We start from the raw sequence: 19,181 nt of genomic DNA, 5'->3' as shown, positions 1-19,181 counted from the left end.
CTGTCGCGGGGTTCAGTCGCCGGGACGGGCGGCCCAACCCCGCAGGTCCCGGCCGGGCCGGTAGGATCGGCACGGGCCGTGACTGGCGCGTGGAGATGGAGCACCATCGGGGAGCGGCCTCGTCATGAGGACGCATGCCGAGCGCCTGGGCCTTCCGCACGTCACCTGGAGGTCGCATGTCGCGCAACGCCGAGTCCACCGCCTTCCGCAGCGCGCTGGAGGTCGTCCGCGGCGTCGAGCCGCGCGTGGCCGACGCCATCGCCGCGGAACTGGCCGACCAGCGCGAGTCGCTCAAGCTCATCGCCAGCGAGAACTACGCGTCCCCGGCGACGCTGCTGGCGATGGGCAACTGGTTCAGCGACAAGTACGCCGAGGGCACTGTCGGGCGCCGGTTCTACGCCGGCTGCCAGAACGTCGACACCGTCGAGGCGCTGGCCGCCGAGCACGCCCGGGAGCTGTTCGGCGCGTCCCACGCGTACGTGCAGCCGCACTCGGGCATCGACGCCAACCTGGTCGCGTTCTGGGCGATCCTGGCCGACCGGGTCGAGTCCCCCGCGCTGCGCAAGGCGCAGGCGCGGCAGGTGAACGACCTGACCGAGGCCGACTGGTTCGCGCTGCGCCGTGAGCTGGGCAACCAGCGGATGCTCGGCATGTCGCTCGATGCCGGTGGGCACCTCACGCACGGTTTCCGGCCGAACATCTCCGGCAAGATGTTCGACCAGCGCAGCTACGGCACCGACCCGGCCACCGGGCTGATCGACTACGACCGGGTGGCCGAGGCGGCCCGTGAGTTCAAGCCGCTGATCCTGGTCGCCGGTTACTCCGCGTACCCGCGGAAGGTCAACTTCCGGATCATGCGGGAGATCGCCGACTCGGTCGGCGCCACGTTCATGGTCGACATGGCCCACTTCGCCGGGCTGGTCGCCGGCAAGGTCTTCACCGGTGACTTCGACCCGGTGCCGCACGCCCACATCGTCACCACCACCACGCACAAGTCGCTGCGCGGCCCGCGTGGCGGCATGGTCCTCTGCGGGCCGGAGCTGGCCGACCAGGTCGACCGGGGCTGCCCGATGGTGCTCGGCGGGCCGCTACCGCACGTGATGGCCGCCAAGGCCGTCGCGCTGGCCGAGGCGCGCCGGCCCGACTTCGCCGACTACGCCCAGCGGATCGTGGACAACGCGCAGGCGCTCGCCGACGGGCTGCTGCGCCGGGGCGCGACGCTTGTCACCGGCGGTACCGACAACCACCTGGTGCTCATCGACGTCTCCGGGTACGGCCTGACCGGCCGGCAGGCCGAGCAGGCGCTGCTGGACTCGGGCATCGTCACCAACCGCAACTCGGTGCCGCAGGACCCGAACGGCGCCTGGTACACCTCGGGCATCCGCATCGGCACGCCGGCGCTCACCACCCGGGGCCTCGGCACCGCCGAGATGGACGCCACCGCCGAGCTGATCCACACCGTGCTCAGCCAGACCACGCCCGGCACCGGCCCGGACGGCGCCCCGTCGAAGGCGAAGTACGTGCTGGACCCGGCCGTCGCCGAGTCCGTCGGCAAGCAGGCCGCCGACCTGCTCACGCCGTTCCCGCTCTACCCCGCCGTGGACCTGACCTGAGATGACGGCGGCGCCCCGGGAGAACGAGTCTCCCGGGGCGCCGGTGTGAACGGGGTCAGCGCAGCGGGCGCTTCAGGTGGTAGCGGTGGACCTCGGTGCTGCCCTGCACGTTGTTCACGTCCTCGGCGGCGGAGACCAGCTCCCAGCCCTCCCGGCCGACCCGGTTGAGGTGCGCGATCGCGGTGTCGCCGTACGCGGTCACGTCGGTGCGTGACCCGTCCGGGCCGTACCACACGAACGAGACGTGGAAATTGCGACCCTGACCCTGATACCGACGAACGAGCAACGCGTACTCCCAGGCAACCATTCGTCCATTATCAACAGACGATCGGCGTCAGGAAACACGCACGGTGCCGGAACCCTGACACTCCGGCGTCGGATCGCCGGTCATGGTGTCCGTGACCAGCGCGGCGAGCCGGTCCAGTCCCCGATCGATCGACTCGGGTGTGACGGCGCTCACCGACAGCCGCAGCGCGTTGACCGGTGTGCCCGCGTCGTAGAAATGTGCCATCGGCGTCCAGAGCACGCCGTACTCGCGCGCCGAACGGTGCAGCAACGTGTCGTCGACAGCGAACGGCACGCTCACCACCACGAAGAACCCGCCCGCCGGCACGGTCCAGGAGACCGGCCCGCCGGCCGGGAAGCGCCGGGCCAGGCCGTCGGCCAGGTGGCGCAGGTTGCGGGCGTACGCGGCCCGCTCCCGCACGTTCGCGGCCACCAGCGAGCAGTCGTGCGCCAGCAGCGCGCCGCCGATCACCGCCTGGCTGATCGGCGACGTGTTCACGGTGACCATGCTCTTGATCTTCGCGAGATGGTCGGCGAACGGGACCACGGTGCCGTCCGCCTCCCCCACCCGCTGGTCGGCGACCACGTATCCGACCCGGGCACCGGGTAGCACGGTCTTGGCGAACGAGCCGAGGTAGACCACCCGGCGCGCGGTATCGAGCGCCTTCAGGGTGGGCCGCCGCTCGGTGCCGTCGGCCGGGAACAGGCCGTACGGGTTGTCCTCGATCAGCAGCAGGTCCTCCTCGGCGGCCAGCTCCAGCAGCCGCCGACGCTGCGCGGTGTCCATGCTGACGCCGGACGGGTTGGCGAAGTCGGGCATCACGTAGCAGCCCCGGGGCCGCAGCCCCTCCGCGCGGGCCCGGCGCACCCCGGCGCGCAGGTCGGCCAGGTCGACGCCGTCCGGTCCGCCGGCCACCGGGCGTACCGGCAGGTCGACCAGGCGGGCCGCGCCGGTGAGCCCGACGTACGTGGGCGCCACCGCGAACAGCACGTCGGCCGGACCGGTCCGCAGCGCGCGCAGCACCAGGAACATCGCCTCCTGGCAGCCGACTGTCACCACCACCGACTCCGGGTCGGCGGTGAGCCCCTCGTCCACGGCGAGGTGCCGGGCGATCAGGTGGTGCACGATGCCCTTGGTGCGCCCGTACTGCAACAGCGTCCGGTCCACGCCGGCCCGGTCCAGCCCGACGTCCTCGGCGAGGTGGCGGCGGAAGCGGTCCAGGTACGTGTGCAGCAGCGCGGAGTCGAAGAACTCCTCGTACGGCCGCCCGGCCGCCAGCGACACCGCGTCCGGGTAGTGCTGCGCCACCTCGTTGAGGAAGTTCATCGAGTTCAGCGCCGGGTCGCCGACGCTGCCGTGCAGCGCCGAGACGGCCAGGTCGACGGGTTCCACGTCAGCCTCCGATCCGGGTACGCAGCCGCCGGGCCGAGGCCGGGTCGGGGCAGCCGCTGAGGATGAGCGCGTCACGCAGCTCCGCCGCGAGCAGCGCCAGCGCCGCCTCGGCGCCGGGCCGGCCGCCCACCGCCAGCGCCCAGAGCAGCGGCCGGCCCAGCAGCACGCCGTCCGCGCCGAGCGCCAGCGCGCGCAGCACGTCGACGCCGCCGCGGACCCCGCTGTCCAGCAGCACCGCGCACCGCCCGTCGACCGCCTCGACCACCTCGGGCAGCACGGCCGCGCTGGCCGGGGCGGCGTCGAGCTGCCGTCCGCCGTGGTTGGAGACCACCACGGCGTCGACGCCGGCGTCCGCCGCGCGGACCGCGTCGCGCGGGTCCAGGATGCCCTTGACGAGCAACGGCACCCGGGTACGCTCCCGCAACCACCCCAGATCCGCCCAGCTCAGCGCCGGGGCGAACACCGCGCCGGTGTGCACCGCCACCGCCGAGACGCCGGGGGTGCCCTGGTGCGCCAGGTCGTCCCGCCCACCGGGCAGATTCGCCGCGGTGACGTGCGGCGGCAGCGCGAACCCGTTGCGGGCGTCGCGCAGGCGCCGACCGAGCACCGGCACGTCCACAGTCACCATCACCGCCGCGCAGCCGGCCGCCTCCGCCCGGTCGAGCAGGTCGGCCACCAGCGCCCGGTCACGCAGCCAGTAGAGCTGGAACCACACCGTCGCGCCGGTCGCCGCGATCTCCTCGATCGGCGTGCTCGACAGCGTGCTCGCCACGTACGGCACGCCCGCCGTCCGGGCCGCCGCCGCGAGCGCCGGCTCGCCGTCGGGGTGCAGCAGCCGCTGGTACGCCATCGGCGCGACGGCCGCCGGCAACGCGGCCCGGCCGCCGGGCAGCACCGCCTCGGTGGACGGGTCGTCCACCCCGGCCAGCATCCGGGGCAGCACCGCCACCCGGTCCAGCGCGGCCCGGTTCGCCGCCAGGGCGGTCTCGGTGCCGCTGCCGCCGTCGACGAAGTCCCACACGTCGGCCGGCAGGACCGCCCGGGCGAGCGCGGCGAAGTCGGCCAGGCTGGCCGGCGGCACGAACCCGTCCGCCGGGTCAGCCACGGTCGGCACCGGTCGCCGCGTGCGCCGGGTCGAGCCCGAGGACGCGGCGCAGGAAGGCGGCGGCCCGCTCCTGGGCCTGCCGTCCGGCGTCGAACACGCCGGGCATGGCGAAGAACCCGTGCACCATGCCCGGGTAGTCGTCCGTCTCGGTGGGCACGCCGGACTCGCGCAGCCGCTCGGCGTACCGCAGGCCCTCCTCGCGCAGCGGATCGTGCCCGGCGGTGACCACGAACGCCGGGGGCAGGCCGGACAGATCCTCGGCGAGCAGCGGCGACGCGAGCGGGTGGGCGGCGTCGCCCGGGTCGGTGAGGTAGTGGCCGCGGTACCAGCCGACCGAGTGCCTGTTGAACAGCATCGGATCCTCGTCGTCGCCCGGCCGGTGCCCGGGCCGCTGGTCGGTGTTCGGGTAGACGAGCAACTGGGCGGCGAGCCGGGGCCCGCCGTCGGCGCGGGCCAGCAGCGTCACCGCGGCGGCCAGGTTCCCGCCCGCGCTGTCGCCGCCCACCGCCAGCCGGTCGGCGTCGACGCGGAACTCGGCGGCGTGCGCGGCGAGGTGCCGCAACGCGGCGTGGCAGTCCTCCACCGCCGCCGGGAACGGATACTCCGGGGCGAGCCGATAGCCGACGGTCACGGTCTGCACGGCGGCGAGGTTGACCAGCCGCCGGCAGATCCCGTCGGCCGTGTCGACGCTGCCGAGCGTCCAGCCGCCGCCGAAGAAGTAGACGAGCGTGGGCAGCGGACCGTCGCCGTCCGGCCGGTGGATCCGCACCGGCAGCGGCCCGGCCGGGCCGGGCACCGTCGTGTCGCGTACCTCGGTGACCGGCTCGACCGCGCCGGACCCGGCGCGGATCGCGGCGAGGTCGGCGGCGCGGGCCTGCGCGAGGGTCTGGGTGTAGAGCGGCACGGTGCCGGCGGCGGCGCGCGCGGCCCGCCACGCGACCACCTGCGGATCGAGTGTCATCCGGCCTCCCCGGTGGTGACGAAGAGTTTGTCGATTCCGCGCAGGAACAGGCTCCCGCTGTACGTGTAGGGCTGGGTGACGGCGAGCCGGGGGAAGCGCGCGAACAGGCGCGGCAGCGCCAGGCGGCCCTCCAGCCGGGACACCGCCGAACCGAGACAGAAGTGCAGCCCGACGCCGAATGCCAGTGACGGCGGGCCGGCGCGGTGCGGGTCGAAGCGGTCCGGGTCGGGGAACCGCGCCGGGTCACGGTTGGCGGCGGCGATCAGCAGCAGCACGTTGTCGTCGCGGCTGATCGGCACGCCGCCGAGGTCGACGCCGGCGGGCGCGGATCGGGCCAGGAAGTGCACCGGGCTCTCCATCCGCAGCACCTCCTCGACGCAGCCGCGCGCCAGCTCGTCGTCGCCGGGCAGCGCGGCGGTGACGTCCGGGTGGTCCAGCAGCAGCGGCAGGCCGTTGCTGAACATGTAGACGGTGGTGACGAAGCTGGCGTTGAACAGCACGATCAGATTGCTGATCAACTCCTCCTCGGTGAGGTCGACACCACCCGCGTCGAGTACCTCGACCAGCCCGCTGATCAGGTCGTGGCTCGGCGTGCGGCGGCGGTGGGCGATCAGATCCCGGTAGTAGACGCGCAGCTCCTCGGCGGCCTGGTTGGCCCGGGCCAGCCGCTCCGGCGTCTTGCCGGAGACGTCCATGTACTCGTCGATCCAGTCGACCCGCTGCCGGTACCAGGTCAGGTCGGCCGCGGGCAGGCCGATGAACTCGGCCATCACCAGCGCCGGGACCGGGTACGCGAAGTCGGCCACGAAGTCCACCTCGTGCCCGTCCGCACCCGCCTCGGCCAGGTGGTCCAGACGTTCGGCGACGATCCGCTCGATCACCGACTCCAGCGCGCCGAGGCGGCGCGGGGTGAACGTCTTGGCGAACACCGCGCGCATCCGGGTGTGGTCCGGCGGGTTGACGAACATCATCGAGGTGAGGAACGTGCGCAGGATCTCCTGCTCCTCCCAGCCCGGCGGGAAGCCCTTGTACCAGCCGGGATCGCGCAGGATCTGGTCCACCACGTCGTACCCGCCGGCGACCGCGCCCACGGTGCTGTGCTCGGCCCGGGCCGGAACGGCGTTTATCGGCCCGTGCTCGTGCAGGGCCGCGTAGAAGGGATAGGGGTTCTGCCGGCCCTGTTCGCTGTAGAGGCCGGTCAGGATCTCGCTGACGTCCACTGTCTGTTCCTCCCCAGGAAAACGGCGGCGGGGGCGGCGTCGTGTCGACCGCCGCCCCCGCCCGGTGTCACAGTCCGAGCAGCTTCAGTGGTACGGCGTTCGCCATCACCGCGGCGCCCGTGTCGTTCGGGTGGATGTGGTCACCCGAGTCGTACGCCGGCAGCAGCCGGCTCGGCTGCGCCGGATCCCGCATCACCGCGTCGAAGTCGACGATGCCGTCGAACTCGGCCCGGCCGGGCCCGCGCAGCCAGGTGTTCACCGCCTGGCGGGTGGCGTCCTTCTCCGGGGTCCACACGCCCGGCCCGCCGTTGCCCTCGTACGGCATGAGCGTGCCGGCGATGCTGGTCAGGCCGCGCGCCTGCACCTGCCGGTTGAGCTGGCGCAACGCGGCGATGATCGCCTCGGGGCTGTCGCCGTTCATCCAGATGTCGTTGATGCCCAGGTGGGTGATGACGGTCCGCACCCCGGTCTGCGGGAACACGTCCTCGTTGAGCCGGGCCAGCGCGTTCGGGCCCAGCTCGTAGTAGCCGGGGAAGTTGTCCGCGCCGGGCTCGGGGCCCTCGTGGTTGAGCCGGTTGCCGGCCAGGCTGAGGTTGAGCACACCCGGCGTACGTGGCTCCGGGCGGGCGTCGATCAGCCGCTTGGCCAGCAGGTCGGACCAGCGCTGATCGGCGTTGACGGTGCTGCCGTTGCCGTCGCTGATGGAGTCACCCAGCACCACCACCGAGCCGGGCGTGGCCTTGCGTTCCACGTCGATGCCGGACAGGAACATCCAGCAGCAGTTGGGCCGGATGGTGAAGCCGGTGCCCTCGGCCGCCGAGGTGAGGTCGGTGGCGCCGATGAAGTTGGTGACCCGGGACTGGCCGTGGAACGTGACCGGCCCGGTGAGCACCGGGAAGTACAGGGTGACGACCAGGTCCTCCTGCTCGGCCACCGGGAAGGCCACCGGGTCGCTGAGCAGTTCGGCGCCCTTGTTGATGGTCGCCGAGCCGGCGCCGGAGAACGTCAGCTGGCGGACGCTCGACCCGACGATGTCGGACAGGTCGTCGGGGGTGGCGGTGTTCGGCCGGGCGATCGTGGCGCGGCCGACCTGGACGGCCTGCTCGCCGTACAGGTTGGTCAGCCGTACCCGCAGGCGCGGACCGCCCACCGAGGTCTGCACCGTCATCCGGATGCTCTGGTTGTTCAGGCCGGTGTTGGTCAGGCCCACGGTGTTCCCGCGGGTCACCGCGGCGGCCCAGGTTCCGGCCCACTCGGCGCGCCCGTGCCCGGCGCGGTCGTTCCCGGTCGGGCCGGCGCTCGCCGTGACCGCCGGGGTGGCGGCGATCAGCAGCGTGACGGCGGAAGCTATGACGTGCCATCTCTTCGGGGTCGGCATCGATCCTCCATGGTCGGCAGCCCCGGGCGTGACGCGGTCGGCGGCACCGGCCCGGGCGATGGACCGGAAACTAGCTTCCGGCTGTGACGAGCGTCAATCAACCTGATCGACATGATCAAATGCCCGCGGGATGGGACGCAGCGACGATCGGCTCTGTCCGCCGTGGACCGTGGCTGCCTAGGCTCGGGGCTGGCGGCGGTGCGGTCGCCGACCCTGGCACCTGCCGTCTTGTCCCGGCCCTGACCTGGCCGGACGCCGCTCGCGGACCATGATGGGGGCTGCCCGATGACCGACCGGCCGAACTATGTGCACGAGGCGCTGGAGCTGTTCGCCGGGTTCGGCGACCGGGAGGCGCTCGTCGGCGGCGGACGCCGCCTCACCTACCCCCAGGTCGCCGCCGAGGTGCGCGGCCTGGCCGCCGCGTTGCACCACCACGGGGTACGCCCCGGCGCCGCGGTGCTGGTGATGCTCGGCAACACGGTCGAGGGGCCGCTGCTGCAACTGGCCCTGCACCTGCTCGGCTGCCGGAGCATGTGGGTCGCCCCGGTGACCTCTCGGCGGGAGGTCGACGAGTTCGTCGCGCTGTCCGCGCCGGAGGCGTTCGTCCACGACCCGCGGGACGCGCAGGCGGTGGAGATCGCTGCGGGCCTGTCCGGCGTGCCGGTGCTCTGCCTCGGCCCCGGCGGCACCGGACCGGACCTGACCGCCCGGGCCGCCGGGCCGGTCGCGGAACCGCCCGCCGGGGTACCCGCGCCGGAGTCGTTCCTGCAGACCAGCGGCACCACCGGCACGCCGAAGCTGGTGCACCACCGGGAGAGCTTCTACCGGCAGGTGCTCGCCCTGGCCGCCGACTTCCGGGGCGCCGGGTTCCCGCTGCTGCGGCACCTGTCGCACTCCCCGATGTGGCTGGCCAGCGGCCAGATCACCACACTGTTCAACCTGTTCACCGGCGGCGTGCTGTTCCTGCGTGAGCAGTGGGACCCGGCCGCGTTCATCGCCACCGTGGACGCCGAGCGGCTCACCTCCACGTTCGTCACCCCGCCGATGCTCTACGAGGTGCTCGACCACCCCGACCTGCCGGGCGCCGACTTCTCCGCCATGTTCATGTTCAACGTGGGCGCCGGGCCCGCCGCGCCGGCCCGCCTGCGCCAGGCCATCGCCCGCTTCGGCCCGTGCCTGCGCATCGTGTACGGACTCAGCGAGGCGGTGGTCATCTGCGCGCTGCCGGGGCTCACCGAGGACCCGGAGCACCCGGAGCGGCTGCGGTCCTGCGGCCGCCCGTACGGCGACGTGACGGTCCAGATCCGCGACGCCGACGGCCGGGTGCTGCCGGTCGGTGAGGACGGCGAGGTGTGGGTACGCACCAGGCTGAGCTTCGCCGGCTACCACGGCCGGCCGGAGCTGACCGCCGAGACGCTCGTCGACGGCTGGGTCCGCACCCGCGACATCGGGCACCTCGACGCCGACGGCTACCTCTACCTGGTCGACCGGTTACAGGACCGCATCCTCACCCGGCAGCGCAGCTGGCCGATCTACTCCCGCCCGATCGAGGACGTGCTCGCCGGCCACCCCGAGGTACGCGCCGCCGCCGTCATCGGCGTACCGGACCCGGTGGCCGGGGAACTGCCGCACGCGTACGTCGTGCCCGCGCCGGGCGCGTCGGTGACCGGCGACGAGCTGATCGCGCTCGTGGTCCGGGAACTGAGCGAGACGTGGGCGCCCGGCGCCGTCGAGTTCGTCGACGCGCTGCCGCTGAACCGGTCCGCGAAGGTGGACAAGCGCGCCCTGCGGGCCCGGTACGCGGCGGCCCACCCGGCCGGCGCCGACCCGATCGGCAGTCCGGCGTGAACCCGCGCCGGGAGTTGTACACCCTGGTCGGCGCCGACCTGCTGTCCAACCTCGGCACCCGGATCTCGGTGGTCGCCATCCCCTGGCTGGTGCTGGAGACCACCGGTAGTCCCACCAAGATGGGGCTCGTCGCGGCGGCGGAGACGCTTCCGTACATGCTCTCCAGCGCGCTCGCGACCCCGTGGGCGGATCGCTTCGGGGTACGCCGTACCTCGGTGTTCGTGGACGCCGCGAGCGCGGTCGCGATGGCGGTGGTGGCGCTGGCGCCCTGGCTCGGGTTCGGCACGCTGCTGGTGCTGGTGGCGATCGCCGGCGGGCTGCGCGGCATCGGCGACCGGGTCAAACACGTGCTGTTCAAACCGGCGGCCGAGCGTGCCGGGGTGCCGCTGATCCGGCTCACCAGCGCCTACGACGGTCTGGCCCGGGGCATGACGCTGTTCGGCGCGGTGCTCGGCGGCCTGCTCATCGACTGGGTCGGGGTGAGCCGGGCCATCTGGATCGACGCGGCCACGTTCGCGGTCTGCGCGCTGCTGATCGGCGTCCTGGTCCGGCCACCGGCACCGGCGCAACCGGCGCCCCGGGAGCCCTACCTGCGGGCGCTGCGTGGCGGCTTCGCGTACCTGCGCACCGACCGGACGCTGATGATCATGCTGATCGTGGTCTCGGTGTCGAACATGTTCGCCAACGCCAGCGTCGCGGTCTGGATCCCGCTCTGGGTCAACCAGGTGCTCGGCGACCCGGCCGGATTCGGCCTGCTGCTGGGCGTCTTCTCGGCCGGCGCGCTGCTGGGCAACCTGCTGTTCACGATGTTCGGCACCCGGCTGCCGGCCGGGACGACGTTCGCGCTCGGGCTGACGCTCAGCGGCGCACCCCGGCTGCTCGCGCTGGCGCTCAGCGACGACCTGGTCGTGGTGCTCGTGGTGACGTTCCTGTCCGGCATCGGCATCGCGGCGGTCAACCCGCTGCTCGGCGCCGCCCTCTACCAGCGGGTGCCGGGCGAACTCCAGACCCGGGTGCTGGGCATCTCCGGATCGGTGGCGTTCCTCGGCCTGCCGGTCGGCGCGCTGCTCGGCGGCTGGTCGGTGGCGCTGCTCGACCTGACCCCGGCGCTGCTGGTGATGTCTGTGGTCTGCCTGGTGCTGACCGTCGGGCCGCTGCTGCTGAACCGCGCGTCCCGCCGCCCCGCCGCGGAACCCGCCACGCCCACCCCGGTCTGAGCCCGCCGGTCCGGTCTGAGCCCGCCGGTCCGGGCCACGGTGTCGGGGGTCGGCGGTAGGGTCGGGGCCATGGCGACCTGGGACGACGTGCGGCGCATCGCGCTGGCGCTGCCGGAGACCACCGAGCGACCCACGTACGACCAGGCGCCCGCCTGGCGCGTCCGCGACAAGTCGTTCGTCTGGGAACGGCCGCTGCGGCGCGGCGAACTCGAGTCGCTCGGCGACTCCGCGCCGGACGGCCCGATCCTCGGCGCGCGGGTGCCCGACCTGGGCGCCAAGGAGGCACTGATCGCCGACGACCCGGCGGTCTACTTCACCACGCCGCACTTCGACGGCTACCCGGCCGTGCTGGTCCGGCTCGACCGGATCGGCGTGGACGAGCTGACCGAGCTGGTCACCGAGGCGTGGTACGCACGCGCCCCGAAGCGGCTCGCCACCGCCCACCGGGCGGAGACCGCGTGACCGGCCCGGTGGAGGCGATCGTCTTCGACATGGACGGCACGCTCGTCGAGTCGCACGCGGTCGTGCCCGCGGCGTACCGGGCGGCGGTGCGGGCCGGCGGCGGTCCCTCGTACACCGACGCCGAGGTCATCGCCGGCTACTCGATCGGCTCCCCGGCGGACCTGCTGACGCACCTGCTGCGGCGGCCGGCCTCCGGCGACGACCTGGACCGCTACCACGCCGAGCTGGATGCGCTCGCCGGGCGGGTACGCGTCTACCCCGGCGTCGCGGACGCGCTCGCCGAGATCGCCACCCGGGTGCCGGTGGGCGTGTTCACCGGCGCGAGCCACCGCGCCGCCGAGATCCTGCTCGACCGGGCGGGCCTGCTCGGTCACTTCCAGGTCGTCCTCGGCGGCGACCAGGTCGACCGCCCGAAACCGGCGCCCGACGGCGTGGAGGCGGCCTGCCGGCACCTCGGCGTGCCGCCCGGCCGCGCCGCGTACGTGGGTGACTCACCACTGGACGTACGCGCCGCCCGGCACAGCGGCGCGGTGGCGGTGGCCGCCGCGTGGGGCCACCAGTACGACCCCGGCGAGCCGGCCGACCTCAGCCTGTCCCGGCCCGGGGAGCTGCTGGCCCTGCTGCCCTGAGCCTCTTTCCCCGCGTGGGACGCTCGGCTAGCCTGCCGGGCATGCCATCGACGTTGACCGAGGCGACCGACCCGTGGTGCCTGCGGCCGGGAGAGGCCGCCGACCTGCTGCGCGGGCACCCGTGGCGGCGGTTCGTGGTGCTGGGTGACAGCGTCGCGGAAGGACTGTGCGAGCCGGCCGACGGCTACCCCGACCTCCAGTGGGCCGACCGGATCGCCGCCGAGCTGCGCGCGGTCCGGCCGGAGCTGGCCTACCTGAACCTGGGCCGGCGCGGGCTGCGCGCGCACGAGGTCCGGGCCACCCAGCTCGCCGACGCGCTGGCCTTCGAGCCGGACCTGGCCCTGGTGGTGTGCGGCGGCAACGACGCCTTCCGGTCCGCCTACGACCCGGACGCTGTCGACGCCGAGCTGACCGCCATGATCACCGCGCTACGGGAGGCGGGCGCGGACGTCATCACCGTGGGCATGTTCGACGTGTCGCACAGCCCGGCGGTGCCGGACGCGCTGCGCGCGGGCCTGGGCGAGCGGATGCGCCGGCTGTCCCGGCACACCCGGGCCGTGGCCGAGCGCCTGGGCACACTGCACGTCCACCTGACCGACCATCCGCTGGTGGCCGACCCGTCGCTGTACAGCAGCGACGGCCGCCACGGAAGTGCCCGCAGCGACGCGGTAGCCACCGCCGAAACCCTGAAGGTCCTCTCCACCCACCTCCCCCACCCCTGACCCACCCTCCCCCGGCTCCGCGCCCGCCCCGCCCTGCCTGCCTGCCTGCCTGCCTGCCTGCCCCGACGATCATGAAGTTGACCGCACCCTGCGCCCGTTTTGTCCCCGCTAACTTCATGATCAGCGGGGTCACGTTGTCGACCAAGGAGTTCGGGTCGGTGACGCGCCCCCGTGAGGACACAAACTCCTTGATCAACGCGGGGAGGGAGGGGGAACGGGGGTGGACGGGGGTGGAGCGGGTCAGTCCGTCAGCAGGATGCCGGTCAGGAGGACGCCTCTCGCCAGGTTGAGCACCTCGTCGCAACCCGGGTAGCCGACCCGCGCGAGCGCGCCGGACCCGGTGCGGTCGAACAGGTACGGGGCGAGGCTGTACGGGACGTCGGCGGTGACCGTCTCGCCGGTCTCGATCTGTACGAAGTCCATCGCCACCCGGTCCGCCTCGTGGTAGCGCTGCAGGATGTTGCCGCCCTCGTCGATCGCCGCGCGTACCCCGTCCGCCCACGCCACAGGTGTCATCTCCCGGCCGATCAGCACGCCGTGCCCGGCCGAGCCACCGGCCGGCTTGGCGACCAGGTCGGCCTGCTCGGCGAGCGCCCGGTCGAACTGGCCGGCGGTGAGCGCCACGGTGTGCGGCACGTACCGGCGGATCAGCGTCCGGTCGTCCTCCGGCAGCAGGTCCAGATCGTCCCAGAGCCAGGCGTAGTTCAGCTTGTTGCTGAGCAGCCAGGCGGCGCTGCTGACGAACATCGGCAGGGTGCCGGCGGCGAGCGCGCCGGCCACCGCGTCCAGGCCGGCGCTGGGCGTGACCCGGTTGGGCACGAACAGCCGGAACAGGGCGTCCACCGGGGCGCCGCCGACGACCAGCCGGTTCTGCGGGTCCAGGGTGGCGGTGGCGACCGGCGCGATGACCAGGTCGATGCCGAACGGGCGGGCCTGGTCGACCAGCGGGGACAGGATCCGGATGAACGTCTCCGGGTCGTCCAGTCCCGGGTAGTCGGCGTCGAAGTCCATCAGCAGCGCCACCCGGGCGCCGTCGGGCAGGCCGAGAGTGTCCCGGATGGCCACGAACCGCTGGTCCAGCAGGGACGGCGCGGGCCGGGCGCCGTCGAGCAGGTCATGGGTACGGTACAGCTCGGCGTACCGCTGGATCACGGTGTCGGCGTCGAAGCCGCCGCCGAGGCTGCTGTCGATGTTGTACTCGACGATGCAGGGCACGCCGCCGGAGAACAGCACGTCCGGCCGGTACGCGGCGAGCAGCCCCTCGTGCAGTTCCTCGTCCGGGTCGAGCAGCCGGGTCTCGCCGTCCGGCACGTCGAGCAGCAGGCGCAGCTCACCGGCGGTACGGGCACGGCGCCGGCATGCCTCCAGGATGAGCTGGGCGATGCGGTCGCAGACCTCGTTCAGCTCGCGGAACGCGTCGGCGGTGAACACGGGCGGGCGGGCCAGCCGCCACTGCTTGTTGTACGTGGCCCGGCCGTGGAAGATCTTCTCCCATGCTTCGGCGCCGGTGGTCACCATCGCGGTACGGGTGGACTCGGGCAGGTCGGTCCACGCCCGGCCGAGCGGCGGCCACGTGTAGTTCGGGTCCATCGTTCATCCGTCCTTGAGGGTCAGTTGGATGGCGGCGGTGAGCTGGTCGCGGCCGGGTTGCACGGCCCGGTCGAGGGCGGGTGCGAAGGGCAGCACCGCGCCGTCGGGGCGGGTGACCCGGCGGGGCGGGGCGGCCAGCCGGACCCGCTCGACCACCGTGGCGATGATCTCCCCGGCGATGCCGCAGGAGCGGTTGCCGTCGTCGACGACGACGAGCCGCCCGGTGCGGCTCACCGACTCGACCAGCCCGTCCCAGTCGAACGGGTAGAGCGTGCGGGGGTCGAAGACCTCCACCGAGGCCTGGCCGGCGAGTTCCTCGGCGACGGCGAGCGCGTCGTGCACCAGGTGCCCGACCGCCACCACCGTCACGTCGGTGCCGGCGCGGTGGACGATCCCCCGGCCCAGCGGCACCGGTGCCGGGTCGGTGACGTCGGCGCGCAGGTCCAGGGCGCCGGCCGGGGCGAAGACCACCACCGGGTCGTCGCAGCGGATCGCGGAGACCAGCAGCCCGTACGCGTCGGCCGGGGTGGCCGGTACGACTGTGGTCACGCCGACGTGGGCGAACAACGCGTACGGGTGGTCGGAGTGCTGCCCGGCCCAGCCGGTGCGGGAGCCGGAGCCGGGCACCACGTAGGTGACCGGCACCGCGCACTGACCGCCGGTCATCAGCGGGAACTTGTGCGCGTGGTTGACGATCTGCTCGAAGACCAGGAACAACAGCGACGGGATCTGGAACTCCACCACCGGGCGGGCCCCGGCCAGCGCCGCGCCGGTGGCGAAGCTGGTGAACGCCTGCTCGGACAGGGGCGTGTCGCGGACCCGTTCCGGGCCGAACTTCTTCAGCAGGCCGGTGGTGACGTTCGCGGCGGCCACCCGGATGTCCTCGCCGAGCACCACGACCGACTCGTCGCGGGCCATCTCGTCGGCGAGCGCCCGGGTGAGCGCCCTGCGGTAGGAGAGCCGGGGCATTCAGCCACCTCCGGTCCGGGCGGTGAGCCCGCTGGCGTACAGGTGGTCCAGGGCGGTCGCCGGGTCGGGGTGCGGCCCGGCGAGCGCGTAGTCGACGGCGGCGTCCAGTTCCGCCTCGACGGCGGCGTCCACCTCGGCGCGTACCGCCGGGTCGAGTCGTGCTCCGGCGATGTCCACCGGATCGCGGGACCGTCCCTCGGCCACCTCCTCCGGCGGCCGGTAGTCGAGGCGTACCTGATGTTCGAAGGTGTGGTGGGCGTCGAAGCGGTAGGTGCGGGCCTCGACCAGCTCGGGGCCGCCGCCGGCGCGCATCCGCGCGACGGCGGCGGCGGTGACCTCGCGTACCGCCTCGGGGTCCTGCCCGTCGACGACGGCCGCCGGCATGCCGAAGGCGGCGGCCCGCCCGGCGATGGTGCCGGCGACCGCGCCGTCGACCGGCATGGTGGTGGCGTAGCCGTTGTTCTCGCAGACGAACAGCACCGGTATCCGCCAGAGCGCGGCCAGGTTGAACGCCTCCAGGAGCATGCCCTCGTTCACCGCGCCGTCGCCGAAGAAGGTGGCGCCGACGATGTCGGCGCCGCGCCGCCGGCGCTCCCACACCGCTCCGGTGAGGATCGCGCCGGCGGCTCCGACGATGGCGTTGGCGCCGAGGACGCCGACGCCGAAGTCGGCGGCGTGCATCGACCCGCCCCGGCCCCGGTTGAGCCCGGTGACCCGGCCGCACAGTTCGGCCAGCATCCGGGCCGGATCGGCGCCCTTCGCGAGCACGTGCCCGTGCCCGCGGTGGGTGCCGGTGACCAGGTCCTCGGCGCCCAGCGCCGCGCAGACACCGGCGGCGATCCCCTCCTGGCCGAGGTACGGGTGGATGCCGCCGACGATCTCCCCGGCGCGGACCAGCTCGATCGCGCGTTCCTCGAAGCGGCGGATCAGCCGGACCGTCCGGTAGAGCCGGAGCGGGTCGGAGCCGGTCACGCCGGACGGCCCTCCTTGACGGCGGCGAGGATGTCGTCCCAGAGGCGGGCGCGGGCGGCCAGCGCCGCGTTCACCGTGTCGGCGCACTCCTGCCACTTGGTGTCGTCGTCGCCGCACAGGTCGGCCAGCATCTGCATGGCCATCGGGGTGTGCTGCTCGCCGTCGACCTCGATGTGCCGCTCCAGGTAGTCGACGAACTTGTTCAGCCGGTTGCTGCGTTCGTTGACGGCGACGACCTGGGTGAACATCTCCGGGATGAGGTCCTCGCGGCCGAACGCGAACGCCGCGGCCTGGCAGTGCACCGGGGTGGTCTCGATGATCCGCCAGGTGGTGCCGGCGAACGCCGCCGACGCCGCGGGGACTCCGGCGGCGCCGAGCGCCTCGGTGACCGGGGTGCCGTCGCGCAGCAGGTCGACCAGCCTGTTGACGGCCGTGGTGTCGGCGCCGGCCTCGGTCATTCCCTGCACGTACAGCTCGAAGTGGCTGATGTAGCCGTCGCCGAGTTCGTCGCTCTCCTCGACCATGACGATGTCGTTGATCAGGCGGCGGCTGCCGGTCGGGCCGGTCGGGATCCACGGCACCGTGACGCAGGTGAGCTGCCGCTGCAGCGACTTCAGCAGGGACATGAAGTCCCAGACCGCGAAGACGTGGTGCTCCATGAACGTGACGAGCGCGTCGTGGGTGTCGAGGTTGGCGTAGAGGGGGTGCTTGACCACCACGTCGCGGCGCTCGGTCACCGCCCGCTCCAGCCGCTCGATGCCCGGGTGCGTCTTACCCCAGTCGTACCGTGACATTGTCAGCCTCCCTGCTGGGCGCGGTCGCGCCAGATGACCGGGCAGTAATCGGGGTCCGCGTAGTCCGGCCGGCCCTCGTGGGTGCGGCGGACCAGCACGTCGTGGTTGTACGCGGCGAGCGTGCCGTCGGAGAGCGGATACTCCCGCCAGGCGTTGTCGCCGTCCTGCAGGTGCAGCGAGATGGCCCGGCGGGGCCGCCCGCTGACGTTCGCGCCGCTGCCGTGGTAGGTGCGGCAGTGGTGGAAACTCATGTGCCCCTTGGGGATCACCATGGGGATCTTGCGGATCTGCGCGCCGTTGTACGCCGCGTTCTCGGCGAGCATCACCTCGAGCTGGTCGCGGTCCCGGTCGGCGAAGTGCCGGACCACCGTGTCGTCGGCGCCGATCTCCCGCCAGCGGTGGGAGCCGTCGACCATGGTGATGGTGCCCATCTCCTCGCCGCAGTCGTGGAACGGGATGAACGCGGTGAGCATGTTCTCCGACGACGAGGACGCCCAGTAGTGCTTGTCGAAGTGCCAGGGCACGATGTTCGACGGTTCACCGGCGATCGGCGGCTTCCAGATCAGCGTGGACTGGAAGATCCGGATCTCGGCGGCCCGGGCCAGCCGGGCGGCGACGGCTCCGATCAGCGGCTTGCGCAGGATGCGGGCGATGCCGTCGTGCTCGTGGTGGACGTAGTCGTTGTGCCGCTGCACGTCACCCTTCGAGGGCTCCCAGTAGGCCAGCTTCGGCGGGCGTACCGGCAGGCGGCGGTCACGGTCCCCGGCGTAGTAGCTGTCGGTGGCGGCGACGAGTTCGTCCACCTCGTCGTCGGTGAGCAGCTTCTTCGACAGGTACCAGCCGTGCTCGGCGTAGTGCCGGACGTCCTCGTCGGAGGGAAGCAGCGCCTCCTCCTCGGCGGTCAGCCCGGGATCGATGGTGGTCATGCCCCAGCCCCTCCGGCCGCGACAGCGGGGGTCGCCCCCGCCGCGGCCAGCTCGCGTTCCTTCGCTTCGTAGAGCGCCTTGATGTTGCCGCTGCCGAAGGTGCGCGCCCCGCGCCGCTCGATGAGTTCGAGGAAGAGGGTGCGGCGCACGTGCATCGACTCGGTGAAGATCTGCAGCAGCTGCCCGTCGTGATCGGAGTCGACCAGGATGCTCAGCTCGCGCAGCCGGTCCACCGGCGCGTCCAGCCGGCCGACCCGCTGCTCCAGCCCGTCGTAGTAGGCGCCGGGCGTGCTGGCGAAGCGCACCCCGCGCCCGGCGAGCGCGCCGACGGCGGTGACGATGTCGTCGGTACGCAGACCCAGGTGCTGCACCCCGGCGCCGGCGTGCCAGCGCAGGAAGTCCTCGATCTGCCCCGGCCGGGCGCCGGTGTCCGGCTCCAGCAGCACGAACGTGACGGTCCCGGACGGGCTCTGCACCACCTTGGAGTTCATCGCCTGACCGGCGACCTCGATGTGCTCGGTGAAGATGTCGGCGAAGCCGAACACCTTCTCGTAGTGCGCGACGGTCTCGCCGAGCTGCCCCGGCGGCACGCAGATCGCCAGGTGGTCCACCTCGGCGAGCAGCGTGTCCGTGCCGTCCGGCGCGGTCACCGGCTCGATCGCGCCGGGCAGGAACACACCCGGGTCGCCGCGCCGCTCGACGAGGCGGTGCACCACGTCGCCGAAGCCGCCGACCTCGGCCACCACCACCTCGGCGTCCGCGCCGGTGAAGGTACGCGGCGGGCTCAGCGCCGTCGCGCCCCGATCGACCAGTTCCGCGTACGCCCCGGCGGCGTCGTCCACGGCGAGCGCCACCACGGCGATGCCGTCGCCGTGCCGGTGCACGTACGTGGCCGCCGGATGCTCGGCGGACAGTCCGGTGGTCAGCAGCAGCCGGATGCCGGCCTGAGCCAGCAGCAGCGAGCGCTGCCCGTCCAGCCCGGTCTCCGGACCGCCCTGCCCGCACAGCCGGAAACCGACGGCGTTGTCGAAGTAGAAGGCCGCCTGCCGGGCGTCCCCCACGTACAGTTCGAGATGATCTATCCCGTTGATGGTCAT

At 73.1% G+C, this 19,181-nt stretch carries 18 protein-coding genes and 1 riboswitch; of the genes, 6 read left to right on the top strand and 12 right to left on the bottom strand.

Annotated features, from left to right (window positions below; translation table 11 throughout):
• Positions 1-68: 68 nt before the first annotated feature.
• A riboswitch (ZMP/ZTP riboswitch) is annotated at positions 69-158 on the top strand.
• A gap of 18 nt (positions 159-176) precedes the next feature.
• On the top strand, positions 177-1,613 hold the full coding sequence (locus ACPCK6_RS23090; protein ID WP_396882620.1) for a glycine hydroxymethyltransferase: 1,437 nt from the start codon (positions 177-179) through the stop codon (positions 1,611-1,613).
• Positions 1,614-1,668: 55 nt separating this feature from the next.
• Here the strand turns inward: ACPCK6_RS23090 and ACPCK6_RS23085 are convergent, their stop codons facing one another.
• From ACPCK6_RS23085 to ACPCK6_RS23060, 6 genes are all read right to left on the bottom strand, one after another.
• Positions 1,669-1,920, bottom strand: coding sequence for a hypothetical protein (locus tag ACPCK6_RS23085; RefSeq protein WP_013286617.1), 252 nt, complete (start codon positions 1,918-1,920; stop codon positions 1,669-1,671).
• A 27-nt stretch (positions 1,921-1,947) separates the two neighbouring features.
• Positions 1,948-3,291 carry an aminotransferase-like domain-containing protein gene (locus tag ACPCK6_RS23080; protein WP_423482199.1) on the bottom strand — a complete coding sequence of 448 codons (1,344 nt, stop codon included), beginning with the start codon at positions 3,289-3,291 and terminating at the stop codon, positions 1,948-1,950.
• Between the two features lies 1 nt (position 3,292).
• Entirely contained in the window at positions 3,293-4,396 is a 1,104-nt protein-coding gene (locus ACPCK6_RS23075; protein ID WP_423482198.1) for an alpha-hydroxy acid oxidase, read from the bottom strand.
• A complete protein-coding gene (gene lipP1, locus ACPCK6_RS23070; RefSeq protein ID WP_423482197.1) occupies positions 4,389-5,357 on the bottom strand; it encodes a LipP1 family hormone-sensitive lipase in 969 nt (322 codons plus the stop codon). The genes ACPCK6_RS23075 and lipP1 overlap by 8 nt, the downstream gene beginning before the upstream one ends.
• On the bottom strand, positions 5,354-6,577 hold the full coding sequence (locus ACPCK6_RS23065; RefSeq protein WP_423482196.1) for a cytochrome P450: 1,224 nt from the start codon (positions 6,575-6,577) through the stop codon (positions 5,354-5,356). Before ACPCK6_RS23065 ends, lipP1 begins: the two co-directional genes overlap by 4 nt.
• 67 nt (positions 6,578-6,644) lie before the next feature.
• The gene (locus ACPCK6_RS23060; RefSeq protein WP_402806737.1) at positions 6,645-7,955 is read right to left on the bottom strand and encodes an SGNH/GDSL hydrolase family protein; all 1,311 of its coding nucleotides are present in this window, start codon (positions 7,953-7,955) and stop codon (positions 6,645-6,647) included.
• A 285-nt stretch (positions 7,956-8,240) separates the two neighbouring features.
• Here ACPCK6_RS23060 and ACPCK6_RS23055 point away from each other — a divergent pair, with 285 nt between their 5' ends.
• From ACPCK6_RS23055 to ACPCK6_RS23035, 5 genes are all read left to right on the top strand, one after another.
• Complete coding sequence (locus ACPCK6_RS23055) at positions 8,241-9,803, top strand: class I adenylate-forming enzyme family protein (protein WP_396882614.1); 1,563 nt, start codon at positions 8,241-8,243, stop codon at positions 9,801-9,803.
• Complete coding sequence (locus tag ACPCK6_RS23050; RefSeq protein WP_396882613.1) at positions 9,800-11,020, top strand: MFS transporter; 1,221 nt, start codon at positions 9,800-9,802, stop codon at positions 11,018-11,020. The genes ACPCK6_RS23055 and ACPCK6_RS23050 overlap by 4 nt, the downstream gene beginning before the upstream one ends.
• A gap of 69 nt (positions 11,021-11,089) precedes the next feature.
• Positions 11,090-11,482: an MmcQ/YjbR family DNA-binding protein gene (locus tag ACPCK6_RS23045; protein WP_366619821.1), complete on the top strand. Its 393-nt coding sequence runs from the start codon at positions 11,090-11,092 to the stop codon at positions 11,480-11,482.
• Positions 11,479-12,111, top strand: coding sequence for an HAD family hydrolase (locus ACPCK6_RS23040; RefSeq protein WP_423482195.1), 633 nt, complete (start codon positions 11,479-11,481; stop codon positions 12,109-12,111). Before ACPCK6_RS23045 ends, ACPCK6_RS23040 begins: the two co-directional genes overlap by 4 nt.
• A 41-nt stretch (positions 12,112-12,152) precedes the next feature.
• Positions 12,153-12,833, top strand: coding sequence for an SGNH/GDSL hydrolase family protein (locus ACPCK6_RS23035; protein WP_423482194.1), 681 nt, complete (start codon positions 12,153-12,155; stop codon positions 12,831-12,833).
• Positions 12,834-13,073: 240 nt separating this feature from the next.
• Here the strand turns inward: ACPCK6_RS23035 and ACPCK6_RS23030 are convergent, their stop codons facing one another.
• From ACPCK6_RS23030 to hppD, 6 genes are read right to left on the bottom strand one after another with little or no spacing between them, the layout of a single operon-like run.
• Positions 13,074-14,423 carry a hypothetical protein gene (locus ACPCK6_RS23030; RefSeq protein WP_396882610.1) on the bottom strand — a complete coding sequence of 450 codons (1,350 nt, stop codon included), beginning with the start codon at positions 14,421-14,423 and terminating at the stop codon, positions 13,074-13,076.
• Positions 14,424-14,426: 3 nt separating this feature from the next.
• Complete coding sequence (locus ACPCK6_RS23025) at positions 14,427-15,392, bottom strand: alpha-ketoacid dehydrogenase subunit beta (RefSeq protein WP_282309865.1); 966 nt, start codon at positions 15,390-15,392, stop codon at positions 14,427-14,429.
• Positions 15,393-16,364 (bottom strand): thiamine pyrophosphate-dependent dehydrogenase E1 component subunit alpha, encoded by a 972-nt coding sequence (locus tag ACPCK6_RS23020; protein WP_396882607.1) that lies wholly within the window; start codon positions 16,362-16,364, stop codon positions 15,393-15,395.
• The gene (locus tag ACPCK6_RS23015) at positions 16,361-17,158 is read right to left on the bottom strand and encodes a DUF3050 domain-containing protein (RefSeq protein ID WP_396882606.1); all 798 of its coding nucleotides are present in this window, start codon (positions 17,156-17,158) and stop codon (positions 16,361-16,363) included. The genes ACPCK6_RS23020 and ACPCK6_RS23015 overlap by 4 nt, the downstream gene beginning before the upstream one ends.
• Positions 17,159-17,160: 2 nt before the next feature.
• Entirely contained in the window at positions 17,161-18,084 is a 924-nt protein-coding gene (locus ACPCK6_RS23010; protein WP_318336366.1) for a phytanoyl-CoA dioxygenase family protein, read from the bottom strand.
• Positions 18,081-19,181, bottom strand: a complete 1,101-nt coding sequence (gene hppD, locus ACPCK6_RS23005) for a 4-hydroxyphenylpyruvate dioxygenase (protein WP_396882605.1) — start codon at positions 19,179-19,181, stop codon at positions 18,081-18,083. Before hppD ends, ACPCK6_RS23010 begins: the two co-directional genes overlap by 4 nt.

The sequence above is a fragment of the Micromonospora sp. AB353 genome, from assembly GCF_049538395.1.
GTDB classification, from domain to species: Bacteria; Actinomycetota; Actinomycetes; order Mycobacteriales; family Micromonosporaceae; genus Micromonospora; species Micromonospora aurantiaca.
Note: the sequence above shows the minus strand (reverse complement) of the source record. Positions and strands in the feature narration are given on the sequence as shown.

Coding starts and splice junctions, on each gene's coding strand:
- ACPCK6_RS23090 (WP_396882620.1), top strand. CDS start 177: ATGTCGCGCAACGCCGAGTCCACCGCCTTCCGCAGCGCGCTGGAGGTC.
- ACPCK6_RS23085 (WP_013286617.1), bottom strand. CDS start 1,920: ATGGTTGCCTGGGAGTACGCGTTGCTCGTTCGTCGGTATCAGGGTCAG.
- lipP1 (WP_423482197.1), bottom strand. CDS start 5,357: ATGACACTCGATCCGCAGGTGGTCGCGTGGCGGGCCGCGCGCGCCGCC.
- ACPCK6_RS23060 (WP_402806737.1), bottom strand. CDS start 7,955: ATGCCGACCCCGAAGAGATGGCACGTCATAGCTTCCGCCGTCACGCTG.
- ACPCK6_RS23055 (WP_396882614.1), top strand. CDS start 8,241: ATGACCGACCGGCCGAACTATGTGCACGAGGCGCTGGAGCTGTTCGCC.
- ACPCK6_RS23045 (WP_366619821.1), top strand. CDS start 11,090: ATGGCGACCTGGGACGACGTGCGGCGCATCGCGCTGGCGCTGCCGGAG.
- ACPCK6_RS23035 (WP_423482194.1), top strand. CDS start 12,153: ATGCCATCGACGTTGACCGAGGCGACCGACCCGTGGTGCCTGCGGCCG.
- ACPCK6_RS23030 (WP_396882610.1), bottom strand. CDS start 14,423: ATGGACCCGAACTACACGTGGCCGCCGCTCGGCCGGGCGTGGACCGAC.
- ACPCK6_RS23025 (WP_282309865.1), bottom strand. CDS start 15,392: ATGCCCCGGCTCTCCTACCGCAGGGCGCTCACCCGGGCGCTCGCCGAC.
- ACPCK6_RS23015 (WP_396882606.1), bottom strand. CDS start 17,158: ATGTCACGGTACGACTGGGGTAAGACGCACCCGGGCATCGAGCGGCTG.
- ACPCK6_RS23010 (WP_318336366.1), bottom strand. CDS start 18,084: ATGACCACCATCGATCCCGGGCTGACCGCCGAGGAGGAGGCGCTGCTT.
- hppD (WP_396882605.1), bottom strand. CDS start 19,181: ATGACCATCAACGGGATAGATCATCTCGAACTGTACGTGGGGGACGCC.